The 15,607-nt window shown below is 55.1% G+C and carries 13 protein-coding genes; 7 read left to right on the top strand and 6 right to left on the bottom strand.

Features of this window, described 5'->3' with window-relative positions; genetic code table 11:
• Positions 1–4: 4 nt before the first annotated feature.
• Positions 5–409, bottom strand: coding sequence for a GtrA family protein (locus tag IZU99_06825; protein UOO38778.1), 405 nt, complete (start codon positions 407–409; stop codon positions 5–7).
• 19 nt (positions 410–428) lie between these two features.
• Positions 429–1,970: a phospholipid carrier-dependent glycosyltransferase gene (locus IZU99_06820; GenBank protein UOO36984.1), complete on the bottom strand. Its 1,542-nt coding sequence runs from the start codon at positions 1,968–1,970 to the stop codon at positions 429–431.
• Positions 1,971–2,226: 256 nt separating this feature from the next.
• Between IZU99_06820 and IZU99_06815 the strand changes: the two genes are divergently transcribed.
• The 4 genes from IZU99_06815 (at position 2,227) to IZU99_06800 (ending at position 5,508) form a co-directional block, all read left to right on the top strand.
• Positions 2,227–3,810 carry a trypsin-like peptidase domain-containing protein gene (locus tag IZU99_06815; protein ID UOO36983.1) on the top strand — a complete coding sequence of 528 codons (1,584 nt, stop codon included), beginning with the start codon at positions 2,227–2,229 and terminating at the stop codon, positions 3,808–3,810.
• A gap of 133 nt (positions 3,811–3,943) precedes the next feature.
• On the top strand, positions 3,944–4,270 hold the full coding sequence (locus IZU99_06810) for a hypothetical protein (protein ID UOO36982.1): 327 nt from the start codon (positions 3,944–3,946) through the stop codon (positions 4,268–4,270).
• Positions 4,271–4,437: 167 nt separating this feature from the next.
• Positions 4,438–4,911, top strand: a complete 474-nt coding sequence (locus IZU99_06805; GenBank protein ID UOO36981.1) for a peptide deformylase — start codon at positions 4,438–4,440, stop codon at positions 4,909–4,911.
• Positions 4,912–5,355: 444 nt separating this feature from the next.
• On the top strand, positions 5,356–5,508 hold the full coding sequence (locus tag IZU99_06800; protein UOO36980.1) for a hypothetical protein: 153 nt from the start codon (positions 5,356–5,358) through the stop codon (positions 5,506–5,508).
• Between the two features lie 235 nt (positions 5,509–5,743).
• Here IZU99_06800 and IZU99_06795 read toward each other — a convergent pair whose 3' ends face one another.
• The 4 genes from IZU99_06795 to IZU99_06780 all read right to left on the bottom strand — a co-directional run bounded on the left by IZU99_06795 (position 5,744) and on the right by IZU99_06780 (position 11,865).
• Positions 5,744–7,534 (bottom strand): iron hydrogenase small subunit, encoded by a 1,791-nt coding sequence (locus IZU99_06795; protein ID UOO36979.1) that lies wholly within the window; start codon positions 7,532–7,534, stop codon positions 5,744–5,746.
• Between the two features lie 14 nt (positions 7,535–7,548).
• Positions 7,549–9,402: an NADH-quinone oxidoreductase subunit NuoF gene (locus tag IZU99_06790; GenBank protein ID UOO36978.1), complete on the bottom strand. Its 1,854-nt coding sequence runs from the start codon at positions 9,400–9,402 to the stop codon at positions 7,549–7,551.
• 17 nt (positions 9,403–9,419) lie between these two features.
• Positions 9,420–9,929: an NAD(P)H-dependent oxidoreductase subunit E gene (locus tag IZU99_06785; GenBank protein UOO36977.1), complete on the bottom strand. Its 510-nt coding sequence runs from the start codon at positions 9,927–9,929 to the stop codon at positions 9,420–9,422.
• Between the two features lie 349 nt (positions 9,930–10,278).
• Positions 10,279–11,865 (bottom strand): hypothetical protein, encoded by a 1,587-nt coding sequence (locus IZU99_06780; protein ID UOO36976.1) that lies wholly within the window; start codon positions 11,863–11,865, stop codon positions 10,279–10,281.
• Positions 11,866–12,697: 832 nt separating this feature from the next.
• On the opposite strand from IZU99_06780, the gene prfA reads away from it, so the two are divergent.
• From prfA to IZU99_06765, 3 genes are all read left to right on the top strand, one after another.
• Entirely contained in the window at positions 12,698–13,762 is a 1,065-nt protein-coding gene (prfA, locus tag IZU99_06775) for a peptide chain release factor 1 (GenBank protein ID UOO36975.1), read from the top strand.
• A gap of 299 nt (positions 13,763–14,061) precedes the next feature.
• The gene (locus IZU99_06770; GenBank protein UOO36974.1) at positions 14,062–14,946 is read left to right on the top strand and encodes a VOC family protein; all 885 of its coding nucleotides are present in this window, start codon (positions 14,062–14,064) and stop codon (positions 14,944–14,946) included.
• Positions 14,947–14,957: 11 nt separating this feature from the next.
• Positions 14,958–15,590: a threonylcarbamoyl-AMP synthase gene (locus tag IZU99_06765; protein ID UOO36973.1), complete on the top strand. Its 633-nt coding sequence runs from the start codon at positions 14,958–14,960 to the stop codon at positions 15,588–15,590.
• Positions 15,591–15,607: the final 17 nt, after the last annotated feature.

Raw genomic sequence — 15,607 nt, 5'->3', positions numbered from 1 at the left:
TCTCCTACCTGAAAATCAGTATTTTTCGCGACAGGTAATTCCAGAAAAAAACAATCCCTGTCACAAGGATTTTGACAAATAAGTAATGCCACATGAAAAGGGCAACGCCAATGTACATGCCAAGCTCCGTCAGCCCCAGCCCCGTACCGCCGATAACGGCAAAAAGCATAAACGCCGCCGCCCCGCGCCCCGCGCCCTTTGTCTTTGCCGTCTGAAAGACAAACGCGAGCGACAGGACATAGTTGAAAACAAGACCCGCCAAAAAGCCGAGCGCCGCCGCGATATAAAGCCTGTACCCGTGAAGGTCGGGCAATGTGTTGTTAAAAAGGTAGAGCGTTGCAAAGTCAATCAGCGTTGACGCGCCACCGACAAGGAGATAGCGGAACACTTCGAAAAATAGCGGCTTCATTTTTTCCATTTAGCACACCTCAAATGATGAAAAAGACGGCGGAGAGAAGACAGAACGCGCCGCTGACAGAGCAGAGCGCAACAGCGCCCGCCGTTTTTAGGCCGCCGCCGCGGAGGCGCTCTAACAGCAGCCCGAGAAACGCGGCGCCCGTTATAACAGTCGGCACGATGTAGCGGAAGTCCATCGTGCAGCCGAACGGGTACTGGATATTGAAGAAAATATACGACGCGATTAATATGACCCAAACGGCGGCAAAGCTCCGCACGGCGAATTGTTCTTCCCGCCGGGCAAAAAAGAGGAAATAGAGCATAGCCCCCAGCGAAATAACGATCAGCGCAAGGCTAAAAACGATGAGCGAACGAGCTACCGGCTCGTGACGCGCCGGAAAGACAAACTCCCCGAACAGCGCGCAGCGCACGGCGTATTCCCACAGCCGGGTGTCGGAAAACGGGTCGCAAAACGGCGTTTGAAGCATCTGGCGGAGGGAAAATGTCAAAAATCGCTCGCTCGGCGGCCTGTCCCCAACATAGAGCTGGCTCGTCACTGAAATAGGGGCCACATAGCCAAGCGGCTGGCCGAAGAGGCGCAGGTTGCGCAGCGGATACCACAAGCCAAGCGGAAAACAGACGGCGGAAAAAGCGGCAAACTGCCCAAAAAGGGGCAGAGCGCTGCGTGTTCTGAGGTGCTGTGCCAGCACCAGAAGAAACACAAATCCCGTATAAAAGGCTATCAAGGCGCCGGACAGCTTCGTCATCATGGCGCAGCCGATCAAGACGGCAATGATCAAGATGTTTCGATATGTTGGGGCGCCGTACCAGCGGACGGTGTATAAAAACGCCGCCATGAAAAAGAAGACCATCAGCATGTCATTGTTGATGCTGGCCGCAAGCAAAACAAACGTCGGGTGAAACGCCACGATTGAAACGGCAAGGAGCACGGCCCGCTTTGAAAAGCCGAGCGCCTGAAACAGGCGATAGGAGAGTATTAGAAGCGCCGACGAGGCAAAACAGGGGACAAGGCGGCACGCTTCAAAGATCGTGTCCAATTTTGTCTCGCCCGTTAAAAAAGCAAAAAGGCGCGCCGTGAGTGCCGCGGCAAGGTGGTCAAGCGGCGGGTGGTAATACTGCCCGGCAGACGTGTCGGCAAGGCCCTCTCCGGCAAAAAGGCGATAAATATACGCCAGATGGCCGTATCCGTCAAGCGTTGAAACATCGTGTCCCCTCACAAAAAAAGGTGTGTAAAGCATATAACCAAAACGTAAAAGAATACCGGCGAAAAGGAGAAGGAAAACGCCCCTTTGAAATGTCAGCCGATGCCCCAGCGCCCAGTAAATAGCGACCAAAAGCGCCAGAAGAAGTGACACCGCCATAAAAAACCGAACGAGCGCATCTCCCTCATAGGGGAGAAAAGCCGGGTAGTAAGCGGCGCTTGTCCCGTCCAGCCGGACGTAAGGCGATAAAAGCAAATATAAGATAAATAAGCCGCAAAATAACCAGATATACGTCAAAAAGCCGCCAAACGGGCCATGCGTCTGTCCGGCGGCGCGGTGTCTGTCCATCAAGGCAAAGCCTCCGTTTCACCCGGAAAATTCTGCAATCCGTCATATTTTATCGTATATCGCGCGTCACTTTATGAATAAAGTGTGAACAATCAGAGATGATGTCATTTCCCGCGCCCTTCCGCCAGAAAAAAATAAAATCTGGAAATATATGATAATAGCATTGTGTTATGGCAAGCCGTTAGATATAATAGACCGTGTGCAAGGGGGCCTTCAAAAAGCCCGCGGGGCCGCGACTCAATCTCTTGGAGGCATGTTCATGAAAAAGCGACTTCTGCCCGTTTTCCTCATTTTTCTCCTGCTGACGGCGCTCGTTCCGACAACGGCGCTCGCGTCAGGCGGCTTATCCAACTTCGTCAAGACGCATACATATAAAAGCGGGTATTTTAAAGACGTCGCCGTGACCGACTGGTTCACGCCTTACGTGCAGGCCTCCTATGAATACGGGCTTATAAGCGGCAAAGGTGCCGGGCGGTTTGACCCGAACGGCCGCCTCACGCTGGCGGAAGCCGTTAAGCTGGCTGCCTGCATCCATGAAATCTATTATAACGGCGCAGCCAATTTTTCAAACGGGTCGCCCTGGTACCGCCCCTATGCCGATGAAGCGCTGAACGCCGGGATACTCGACGTTGACTATCCCAATTATGACGCACCGGCTACGCGCTCGGAATTTGCCCTTATACTCTCCAAGGCGCTGCCCGCTGAGGCGCTCGCCGTCAAAAACAGGGTGGACGACAATGCCGTGCCGGACGTGCCTCTCGGTTTTACATACAGTGATGCCGTCTACGAGCTTTACAGGGCGGGCGTTCTAACCGGGTGTGACACGACGGGGGCCTTCCGGCCGAACAATACGATCACGCGCGCGGAAGCCGCGTCCATCGTCACACGCATGGCAAACGCCGCCTTCCGCCGCAGCCAAACCTTAAAGCTCAGCCTCACAGCCGAGCAGCTTTATAAAAAATGTGCACCGGCCGTCTTTTATATCCTGATTTATGATGTCAACGGCAAGGCCGTTAAATCCGGCAGCGGCTTTTTTATTGACGGAGACGGTACGGCCGTTACGAATTACCATGTCATCGTCGGCGCGTCAAAAGCCGTCGTCACGACGGCTGACGGCAAGGAATACAACGTCTCCGGCGTCTATGATTACAGCGAGGAAAGAGACCTCGCGCTCATCCAGGTCGATGGGACAGGCTTTGCATCCCTCGCCTTGGCTGACGGTGATGTCCGGACCGGCGCGGCTGCCTTTGCCATCGGCAGCCCGTTTGGGCTTAAAAACTCCTTCTCCGAAGGCCTTGTATCTTACGCCGCACGCAATATCGGCGGCCAGACATATATTCAGACAACGGCGGCTATTTCTTCCGGCAGCAGCGGCGGCGCGCTCTTAGACGCCTCCGGCAAGGTGCTCGGCGTCACGACGGCGACGGCCACCGGTGCGCAGAATCTCAATATAGCCGTCCCGGCCGGCGAGATTCAGTCGCTCGACAAAGACACGCTGCAGTCGTTTGCGTCCATTCTGCCGGACACGGTGTATTATAACGCCTATTTCCCGGCGCCGGACTTTGGGGCTGTCGTGGGGTCGTATCCGTTCCTGTCGCAGCCGGGTGACGACGCGATGACATATTATTACGCTGTTGATGCGATGAACGTGCCCGTTGATGACGCGCTGGCAAGCTATGAAAAGCTTCTGGAGCAAAACTGCTTCAGCTTCTTCGGTTACACCATTGAAGAAAGCGGCATCATCAGCTATTACATCAATGGCTCATATAACATTCTCCTGTCCGTCGGCTATGTGACGTATAACGGGGTCGACAGTATCCGCATCGAGCTCATCCAGATGTAAACGCCACCCGGCTTCCACAAACTGCCCATGAGCCATAACAAATAATTAAAAATCGAATTTTGTCGGGTCTTGACAATTTATAGCAATAGGTGTAACATATAATATAACTCAACAGGATTTGAGGTCGATTTTAATGAAAGTTCAGATTGATCGGACAACGGCTGGTTTTTCAGCCGAAAAAATCGAAAATAACGGCAAGCGTTCAAAGGTGAAAGAAGCAGAGGCCAAGTTCTCCCTGCAGGGGAAGGACGAGATTGAGCTCTCCGGCAGAAAAGCGTCTGTCTTAAATGCCGCGTCACAATCGGCGGAAGTCGGTGCGCCCGAATCGCTCGGAATTGATATGAACGCGATCCGGCAGAAGCTTGCAACGCTCAATGCCTATATTGTGCGCAATCCTGAAGAGGCGCTGAAAGCGCAGGGCAATATTCCGGCGGATACGGTCGAGCGTCTCATCGGCTGAACAGCCGTGCAGCGTCTGGCGCGGTATAAGCCTGTCTGCAACAATAATGTGAAATAACCGGCGGGGGCGTGCCCCCGCCGATTTTATGCCAAAAGCCGCTTTGTTTGACAAAACAGCGCGCCTTTAGTACAATAAACAAGACTCAAAACAAAGCAAGGAGAATGACCGTGCCGCTTAGACAGCTCAGAACATTTCAGGACCCTGATTTGGAAAAACAGTGCCGCCCCGTTACCGATATAAACGCCCATGTCCTGGCTCTGCTCGATGACCTCGCCGAGACGCTTGAAAGCCTGCCGGAAGCCGTCTCTCTGGCGGCCAATCAGATCGGGATATTGCGCCGCCTCGCCGTTGTCAGAACAGACAGCGGAATTCAAAAGCTCATCAATCCCGCCATCGTCGAGCAGTCCGGCAGTCAGGAGATTGACGAAGACTGCCTGTGCTATAAGGATATCGAGGGCATCATGCTACGACCGGAAAAAATCGTTGTGGAAGCGCTCAACGAAAAAGGGGAGAAGCTGACGCTCGCACTTGAAGGCGCGGAAGCCTCAAAATTCTGCCACCTCATCGATCATCTCGACGGCAAAGTCCTCATCAAACAGATTCACCGCTTCGTCAGCGCCCCCCTCGACGGCGAAGAATAAAGAGCAATAAATAAGGCGTTCTGAGGCCTCGAACTGGCTGAAGAATCTTTAAATGCCGGGCTTCATGCCCGGCATTTTACGTAAATCCATCTTTTTGCCATGGGAGACGTCCATTTTTCCTCTTGCATTTCTCACCCATATCCGCTAAAATATGGTCATCGAGAATAATGAATGCGGCAGGCAGGGAGTGCAGGAACACTCCCTACCCTGTGCAGGATGTACTGGCATCCGTACACAACAGCATATGCTGTACCACAAATGTATTATAATGTCTCTGCCTCTTTTTGACAAGGCATTATCATCATGTGTCGCGCATTTTTATGCGGTGTAAGGAGACGTCCTTCACCGCGTTTGTTATTTCTCGGTGAAGCGGTTGCCCGGGGGCTGTGATTGGCTCCGGCCTTCCGGGCTGCGCTTTATTGAGAAAGATAGAAGGGAAAAGGCATGGTAGACTTTGAAAAAATGTACAGAGCCCTGTTCAACGGCATATCGGACGCGATTTGTATGCTCGAGCAACACAATTATTCAGACGCTTGGGTAAGCCTTGTCAAAGCCCAGCGGGAGGCGGAGGCGCTCTTCATAGAAGCCGAAGACTGATAACGTGCTTTTCACCCCCGTAGGGGCAGACCTTGTGTCTGCCCTTTTTCATGCCTGCAATCTCGCATCGTTCCGTAGGGGCGGATTCCATATCCGCCCGCCCATGCTGCACCGGCGGGCGAATACTATTCGCCCCTACAAAATCACTCGAAAATCATGACTTTCTCGTTTTCGTCTCTTCACACCCACAAAAAAATTCCCCCGACTGTTGTCGGGGGAATTTCGTTTAAAGGTGTTATTTCGCAACGCACTCGTTGAAGTTGCCGCGCGGGGTGTATGTTGTGTGCAGGAGGTGATGCGCCACATGGCCGTTGGGCTCGTGCAGGAACTCCGTGTAAAGCTTCATCATATCCGGGTTCTCGTGGGATTTACGCAGCGTCTTGCTCTCGTCCTCGTCGTAGATGGCCTTCATGCGGCGGGATCTATAGTCCTCGGGCTTGCCGACCATACGGGGCTGGCCGCCGCCGTTGATGCAGCCGCCGGGGCAGCCCATGATCTCGATGAAGTGGTACGGGCTTGTGCCGTCTGCGATCTGCTTCATCAAAACATCGGCATTCTTCAGGCCGCTGGCAACAGCGATGCGCGCCGTGACGCCTTCGAGGAAGGAATACTCCGGCTTAACGTTTTCAAACGTGACGGCGGCTTCCTTGATGTTCTCAAGGCCGACAATCGGGGTGACGTGCAGCCCGGCGAAGGGCAGCTCGCGGCCCGTTGTGAGCTCGTACACTGTGCGGAGCGCCGCTTCCATAACGCCGCCCGTGACGCCGAAGATGTCGGCGGCGCCGGTGGAGAAGCCAAGCGGTGCGTCAAACGTGCCGTCCGGGAGATTGACAAAATCGATGCCCATCGTCTTGATCATGCGGGCCAGCTCGCGCGTTGTGAGGACAGCGTCAACGTCAAAGTTGCCGTCAACCTGCATCTCCGGGCGCTGGATTTCGTACTTCTTCGCCGTGCAGGGCATAACGGAGACGACGTACATGTCTTTCGGGTCAACGCCGATCTTCTGCGCGTAGTAGCTTTTTGCGAGCGCGCCGAGCATTGTGTGCGGGCTCTTGCAGCTGGAGAGGTGATCGAGCTCGTTCGGGAAAGCGTGCTCGATGTGCTTGATCCATCCGGGGGAGCAGCTCGTGAGCATCGGGAGCACAGCCTGGCCGCCGGTAAGGGCAGCCTTCAGGCGGCCGAGCAGCTCGGTGCCTTCCTCGATGATGGTGAGGTCGGCCGTGAAGTTGGTGTCGAAAACATCGTCAAAGCCGAGGTCGTGCAGAGCTGTCGCCATTTTGCCGGTCACGCGCGTACCGACTTCCATGCCGAACTCTTCGCCAAGCGCGGCGCGAACGGCAGGCGCAACCTGAACGACAACGCGTTTGTTGGGATCAAGCAGCGCGTCCCAGACCTTCGTCATGGCGTCCGTCTCAACAATAGCGCCCGTCGGGCAGACGGCAGAGCACTGGCCGCACATAGCGCAGTTAACGCTCTCAAGTGGCAGGTCCATCGCCGGGGAGATCGTCGTGTCGAAGCCTCTGTTCTGGCTGCCGATCGCGCCGACCGCCTGAATTTCGTTACAGGCTGTCACGCAGCGGCGGCAGAGGACGCACTTGGACGGATCGCGCGTGATGGACGGGGAGATGTCCAGAAGCGCGGGTGTGTACTTGTTGGGGATGCGCGTCTCCATAACGCCGAGGGTGCTGCCGAGCTCCTGAAGTTCGCAGCTCTGGTTGCGCGAGCAGAAGTTGCAGTCCTGCGGGTGGTTGGAGATGAGAAGATCGTAAAGCGTTTTTCTGGCCTTGCGAACCTTTTCGGTATTCGTTTTGACGACCATGCCGTTCGCCGCTTTGACGATACAAGAGGCCATCAGGTTTCTCTGTCCCTCGACCTCGACAACGCAGATGCGGCAGGAGCCGTTGACATGAATGCCGGGAAGGTTGCACAGCGTGGGGATTTTAATACCGGCGAGTTTGGCGCACTGCAGAATCGTCGAGCCGTCGGGGGCAGACACTTTCTTGCCGTTAATTGTCAATTCAATCATTTTTCTGCCCTCCATTAATTATAGGCTACCGCATCGAATTTGCAGGCTTCCATGCAAGCGCCGCACTTGATGCATTTTTCCAGGCTGATCACGTGGGGTTTCTTGACCTCACCGGTGATGGCGTCGGCCGGGCACTTCTTGGCGCAGGCGGTGCAGCCGCGGCATTTCTCGGGGTCAATCGTGTAGGTGCCGAGTGCCTTGCAGATATGGGCCGGGCATTTCTTGTCCACGACGTGGGCAAGGTACTCGTCCTTGAAGTATTTAAGTGTCGTGAGAACGGGGTTCGGCGCTGTCTGGCCAAGGCCGCACATCGCCGTCGCGCCGACGGTAACCGCCAGATCGGCGAGCTCGTCGAGGTCTGTCATCTCGCCGCGGCCGGATGTGATCTTCAGAAGGAGCTCAAGCATGCGCTTTGTGCCGTTGCGGCAGGGGACGCAGTGGCCGCAGCTCTCGTCCTGAACGAATTCCATGAAGTATCTGGCCGTGTCAACGAGGCAGGTGTTCTCGTCCATCGCAATGAGGCCGCCGGAGCCCATGATGGCACCCATCGCGGAAAGGCTTTCGTAGTCAACCGAGACGTCGAGGTGATCGCTTGTCAGGCAGCCGCCGGACGGGCCACCGGACTGAACGGCCTTAAAGGCTTTACCGTCTTTCATGCCGCCGCCCATCTTGTAGATGACGTTGCGCAGGGACATGCCCATCGGGATTTCAATAATACCGGCGTTGACTATGTCGCCCGCGAGCGCAAAGACCTTTGTGCCGCGGCTCTTGCCGACACCGTAGGAAGAGAACCACGCGGCGCCCTTGAGGATGATCGCCGGGACGTTTGCGAGTGTCTCAACGTTGTTGATGATCGTCGGCACATTCCACAGACCGGACTGGAAGGGGAATGGCGGCTTCTGGCGGGGCTCGCCGCGTTTGCCTTCGATGGAGTTAATGAGTGCCGTCTCTTCACCGCAGACGAACGCGCCGGCGCCGATGCGGATTTCAATGTCAAACTCAAAGCCGGTGCCGAGGATGTTGGTGCCGAGGAGACCGGCTGCGCGGGCCTGGTCAAGGGCGTTGCCAAGACGCTCAACAGCAATCGGATACTCCGCGCGGACGTAAACGTAGCCTTTGTTCGCGCCGATGACAAAACCGGCAATCGCCATGGCCTCGATAACGCTGTGCGGGTCGCCTTCCAGAACGCTTCTGTCCATGAATGCGCCCGGGTCGCCTTCGTCGGCGTTGCAGATCATATACTTCTGGTCGCCGGGCTGATTCATACCGGCCTGCCATTTGATGCCGGTGGGGAAGCCCGCGCCGCCGCGGCCGCGAAGGCCGGAGTCAAGGATTTCCTGAACGGTCTTCTCACGACCCATATCCATTATAACCTTGGCCAGAGCCTGATATCCGTCGTTGGCAATGTAATCCTCGACGGAAGCGAAGTCAACGCGGCCGCAGTTGCGCAGCGCGATTTTGACCTGCTCGGAGAAGAAACCGATATCTTTCATGAAAGGCAGATAATCGCCTTTATCTTCGTCGTAATAGCAGAATTCCTTGGCAATTTCGCCGCCCTTGAGATGGCGGTCGACGATTGCGAGAACCTTTTCGGGTGTGAGGTTGCCATAGAAAACGCCGTCGGGATCAACAACGAGGCAGGGCCCGTAGGCACACAGGCCGATGCAGCCCGTGACAACAATCCGAATGTCCTTTGAAAGTCCGCTGTCTTCGACAGCCTTGGTGAGAGTTTTAACAATCTCGTCGCAGTGTGAGGACACACAGCCAGCGCCGCCGCAGACGTAAATCGTGTTTTTGTAAGTAGACTGCTGGCTCTTAATCGTATCGCGCAGCTTTGTCAGTTCGTCCCTGTTTTTGATGATGTTCATATCTTTATTCCTCCCTCTTACTTGCCGTCGTTGTACCAGGGCTCGAGAATCCCCGGCAGATCGGCGGCCTTCACTTCGGGATAGACCGTATCGTCAATCGTCATGGCCGGGGCCAGACCGCAGGAACCGATGCAGCGGGCGATTTCAAAGGTGAAAACGCCGTCTGACGTCGTGCCGCCCGCCTGGATGCCGAGTGACTTCTCGAGCGACTCGACAAGGCTGACGCCGCCGCGGACGTAGCAGGCCGTTCCCATGCAGACGCGAATGGTGTGTCTGCCGCGCGGCTTAGTCGCAAAAAAGGAGTAGAAGCTCACAACGCCGGACACGGTTGACAGCGGCAGATCGAGCTCTTCCGCCACAATCTGCTGAATGTGAAGCGGCAGATAGCCGTAAACACCCTGAACCATGTGCAGAACCTGTATGAGGCTTCCTTCCTTTCCTTTGTAATTAGCCGCGAGAGTGCGGATGCGGTCGATGAGTTCTTCCTCTGTGCCGGTGCAAGTGGTTGCGTGTTGCGTCGTGCTCATGTCCTTACTCCTTTTCACAAATTGATGATGCGTTTTCACAGTCGCGTCCGACAAGTGTTTGATGGGAATTTATTTGTAACCAATGATCGCGGGTTGCCTTGTTAATTTTTTATCAATCTATCAACCCAAGGATATATATTAAACTGTTGAGGGCGAAATTGCAATATGTATATGTTAATTTTTTAACTAATTTGCGCTTAAACTCTCACAATCTTGATAAAAAAATATCGTGATATTTTGTCGAATATCAATAAAACGTTAGAAAAGAGACAAAAAAAGCCGGTGCGCAACATATAGATGCGCCCGGCTCAGAGTGAATCGAGATGTCGTGGTCAAAGCGCGTGCCGCGTCACAACGAAGCGCACAGCGCCTCGGCGGCTCGGATGCCGTCAACGGCGGCGGACATGATGCCCCCGGCATAACCGGCGCCCTCGCCGCATGGAAATAGCCCTTTATGGCCGAGGGCCTCAAAGCCCTCCCGCGCGATGCAAACAGGGGAGGACGAGCGCGTTTCAACAGCTGTTAAAACGGCGTCGGCGCTGTCGAAGCCGCGGATTTTCCGACCCATCTGCGGCAAAGCCTCGCAGATTGCGCGGCAGACAAAGTCCGGCAGAACGTCCCATAAATTGCACCACGTAACGCCCGGCGCGTACGTCGGGCGAACATTGCCCGGCTTTTTTGAGGCGCGTTGCGCGAGAAAATCGGCAACGCGCTGTGCTGGGGCCTTATAACCGCCGCCGCCCGCCTTGAAGGCGGCCTGCTCCAAGGTGCGTTGAAAATGAATCCCGGAGAGCGGCGCGTTGTCAAAGTCCTCCGGCGATACTGTCACAAGCAGGCCGCCGTTAATGTTTGCGCCGTCGCGCGCGTAGTTGCTCATGCCGTTTGTTACAACGCCGCCCGCCTCCGAAGCAGACGCGACGACATGCCCCCCCGGGCAGACGCAGAAAGTGTAAACGCTCCGCCCACCGCTTAAATGCACGGCCAGCTTGTAGTCCGATGCTGGCAGCGTTCCAAGCGTTGACGCTTTGCCGTATTGTGCCAAATCGATGTCACTCTGCCGGTGCTCAATGCGCACGCCGACGGAAAAATTCTTCGGTGAGAGCTGAACACCACATCTAAATAACATTTCAAATGTATCGCGCGCGCTGTTACCCGGCGCGAGGATCATATGCCGCGTTTTGAGCGTATAGGGGCCGTCCGGCGCAGAGACCTCAATCTCGCGGAGCTGTCCGCCGTCAAAACGAAGTCCTATCATCTGGTGCTCAAAGCGGATGTCACTCCCAAGGGCAATAAGTGCTTTTCGCATGGCGGGGACGAGTTTTTGCAGCCGGTCGGTGCCGATATGCGGCTTGGCAAGGTATAAGATGTCCGCCGGTGCGCCGAATTCAACGAGTCTTTTTAATACGTAAGATATCCGCTCGTCGCTCACGCCTGTCGTCAGCTTCCCGTCTGAAAACGTCCCCGCGCCGCCCTCGCCGAACTGAACGTTTGATGCCGTATCAAGCGCGCCCGTTTCCCAGAAGCGTTTGACGTCTGATACACGCGCTTCAACAGGACGGCCACGCTCCAGAACAATGGGGGGCAGCCCCGCCTCGGCAAGGCATAAAGCGGCAAAAAGCCCGGCAGGCCCAAGTCCGACAACGACGGGGCGCGTCTCGGCTGACAAGGCGTTGTAAGGAAACGCGTATCCCTCCGGTGGCATATAAGATGAAATTCGCCCGTCGGCTGATTGTAAAAGCGCGTCTTCTTCGTCGGCTGAGATGGCGAGCGTATAGACATACGACACATCGTCTTTGTGCCGCGCGTCGATCGAGCGGCGCAAAATTTGAACGTCTGAGACGGCGTCCGCCGAGATGCCGAGGTGCTTTGCAACGGCCTTTTTCAGTCCGGCGTCGCCGACGGCAGGGGCGACTTTCAAGTTTGATATTTTGAGCATGCAAGGCATTCCTCTCGTCTTTTGGCTTTTCTTGATGGTAACACCGGCCGATCACCTTTGCAAGGACTTGACGCTTTGTGTCGTGTATTTTATAGAATAATTACACAAATACTCTTGACAAAACAAAAGATATGTAGTATATTATAGACAGATCAGAAAGGGTGATTCCAATGTGCAAGGTTATGAAGTCCCAATAGGGCGGCCCCTTTCGGGCAAGTTTCTCGAATGATCTTCCCAGAACCCATCATGGGTTCATGGCAGCCGGGGCGTTATGTCCAAAAGCGCAGCCGCGGAATAAAGTCCGCCGGTATCCGTTAGGGAGCAAGAGTGCGCGTGTGCTGCATCAGAAACTGCAGTTGCAGGTTCGGCGAGGACGTCGGGAAGAAAGGCGGAAAAATCTATTGATATCTGAACAGTGGCGTTAGCCCCGCATCCGCGTTGGACGGATGCGGGGTTGTGCTTTTTTGGCATAATTTTTGCTGTCACACCATTTTACCCTGCACGGGTCGGCATGGAAACCGACCCCTACAGCCTTGCACGTCAGTAGTGTACGACGACTTTGTCGTGCCGTAGGGACGGCCATTGGCCGTCCGCAAGGCCGCCCCCATAGGGGCAGACCTTGTGTCTGCCCTTTTAAAAACCGCAAAGATTCTTCGCTGCGCTCAGAATGACAAAACCGTATTGCCAAAGGCTTCCCCTGGGGGAAGCTGTCGCCGCAGGCGACTGATGAGGGCCCCTCCCGCTCCGGTGCTGTTTACAATCTTTCATCCGTGTGATAATATTTCCATCAGATTTATCAGCTGTGATTACTGAAGGAAAAAAGGATAAAACGATGCTCGAAAAACTCGTGGATATTGAACAAAAGTACGTTGACCTCGAAAACCGCATGCAAGACCCGAACGTCTACTCTGACCCCGCGCTTTACGCCAAACTTGCCCGAGAGCAAAAGGAACTGTCCAAAGTCGTTGAGGCTTACCGCCGGTACAAAAAAGCCGAGAGCGACCTGCAGGGCGCCTGCGACCTGATGGGGGACCCGGAGCTCAAGGAAATGGCGCAAGAGGAGTATGACAGGGCAAAATGCGACATGGAGCGTATCGAGGCAGAGATCAAAATCCTTCTGCTGCCATGTGACCCGAATGACGCCAAAAACGTTATCATTGAAATCCGCGGCGGTGCCGGCGGCGAAGAGGCGGCGCTTTTCGCTTACAATCTCTATCGTATGTATACAATGTACGCCGATTCAAAGCGCTGGAAAACGGAGCTTGCGAACTTAAATGAAACCGAGCTGGGCGGCATTAAAGAGGTCAGCTTTATGATCATTGGTGACGGCGCGTACTCCCGGCTAAAATACGAAAGCGGTGTCCATCGCGTCCAGCGCGTGCCGGATACGGAATCGTCCGGCCGCATTCACACGAGCACCGTCACCGTCGCCGTCCTCCCAGAGGTGGAGGAGGTTGACTTTGAAATAAACCCCGCCGACCTGCAGGTTGACACATTTCGCTCCTCCGGTGCGGGCGGCCAGCACGTCAATAAAACGGAGTCGGCCATCCGCATCACCCATCTGCCAACGGGGACGGTCGTCGAGTGCCAAGACGAGCGCAGCCAGCATAAAAACAGGGACAGAGCGATGAAAATTCTCCTCTCCCGCCTGTATGAGGAGGAGCAGCGCAAACAGATCGAAGCCCATGCCGCCGAGCGCAAAAGTCAGGTCGGGACAGGCGATCGGTCCGAGCGCATTCGCACGTATAACTATCCGCAGGGCCGCTTGACAGATCACCGCATCGGCCTCACGCTTTACCGCCTTGAACAGATCATGAACGGCGATCTCGACGAAGTGTTTGACGCGTTAAATATTGCCGACCAGACGGAAAAGCTCAAAGCCGCCGGAGAAGAATAATATTCCTCCCACCCTTCAAATTGTATAGGGGGCGTTGCCCCCTATGACCCCCGATAGGAAATGGCCGTTGAGACAATGCCCCCACCCTGTAGGGGCGGATTCCATATCCGCCCATTGTGCCGAATACAACAAAAGTTCGCCGTTGGGACGGCCATTGGCCGTCCGCTCAAACTGTAGGGGCGATTATCAATCGCCCGCCTCATGGTTCTTTCAAACGTTCGCGCCAACCACCCGCCGCGATGCGATGGACGTGAAGCTTCAACAATTCTGCATTGAGAATGATAAAACGAGGTGCGCTTATGCCGAAAATTGTTCCGCATTTATGGTTTGACACCGAGGCGCGGGAAGCAGCCGCTTTCTATACCGGCCTCTTTGATCATTCGGGAATTCTCTCTTCAACGCTTCTGGCTGATACGCCGTCCGGGACGGCGGAATTGATAACCTTTCAACTTGCCGGGCAGGAATTTCAAGCCATCGGTGCGGGGCCGTTTTTTCATTTTAATCCATCCGTTTCGCTGATGGTTCATTGCACAGAGGCATCGCAAGTCGATTTTCTTTGGCAAAAGCTTGTTGAGGGCGGAACCGTTCTGATGGAAATCGGCACGTACCCATTTAGTCAAAGATATGGCTGGTTGGAAGACCGTTTTGGCTTGTCCTGGCAGCTGATGCTTGTTGAAGGGGCACCGCCGATCCAGAAAATCGTACCGAATCTGCTGTTTTCAAACGGCTCAAATGGCATGGCCGAGGAGGCTGTCCAATTTTATACCGCGCTTTTTGACGACGCCGCTGTTTCCGCCATCAGTCGATATGCCCCTGGTGAGGCACACGCGTCAAAGGCAAAGATTAATTATGCCGCCTTTAAGCTGTGCGGTTTCATGTTTTCTGCGATGGACAACGGGTATGACGTCGACTATACGTTTAATGAAGCCTTTTCAATAATCGTCTCCTGTGAAAATCAGGCGGAAATCGATACGTATTGGGAGCATCTCTCGGCAGTGCCGGAGGCGGAACAGTGCGGCTGGCTCAAAGACCGCTTCGGTCTGTCGTGGCAGATCGTACCCGATTTCCTGTCAGATGTTTTTTCAAAAGGGACACCGGCGGAGCAGGCCCGTGTGACGCAATCCTTTCTCAAAATGAAAAAGCTCAATATTGCCGAGCTTCAGAAAGCCCGAAAAGGGGAGTAAAGACACCGCCCATGACAACGCTCTTCATCTCAAACGACGATATCACCCCCGCCGCCGACATTATCAAAAACGGCGGCGTTGTCGGCGTGCCGACGGAGACGGTGTACGGTTTAGCGGCAAACGGCCTCGACGCGGCCGCCGTCCAGAAAATTTACGACGTGAAAAACAGGCCTGAGACGAAGCCCATCAGCCTGCTCGTCACCAGCATGAAAGATGCCGAGAACTTCTGCCGTGATATACCGGCGGCGGCGGATCTTCTCGCCGAGAAATTTTGGCCCGGCCCGCTGACCATGATCTTATTTAAAAAAGACAACGTCCCGCCGATTGTGACGGCGGGTGGGGAAACCGTCGGCGTTCGCTGCCCGGACCATCCGAAAACGCTTGCGCTGATCGCCAAAAGCGGCGTCCCGTTGGCAACCCCCTCGGCCAATCTGTCCGGCGCGCCGAGCCTCATAACAGCGGCAGGTGTCTTTGAGGCGTTTGACGGGAAGATTGAAGCCGTTGTAGACGGCGGCCCCTGTGCAGTCGGCGTCGCGTCTACAATTGTGGATTTAACCGTCACGCCGTTTAGAATTCTGCGCTGCGGCGGCCTGCCGCCGCGGGATATTGAAACGGCGCTCGGCCTGCCGCCGGGCACGATGTAAACCAGCGACATATTATG

This window comes from Oscillospiraceae bacterium CM (genome assembly GCA_022870705.1).
Taxonomy (GTDB): Bacteria; Bacillota; Clostridia; order Oscillospirales; family Oscillospiraceae; genus Sporobacter.
The sequence above is the reverse complement of the archived record's forward strand: the minus strand, read 5'-3'. Positions and strand labels throughout refer to the sequence as shown.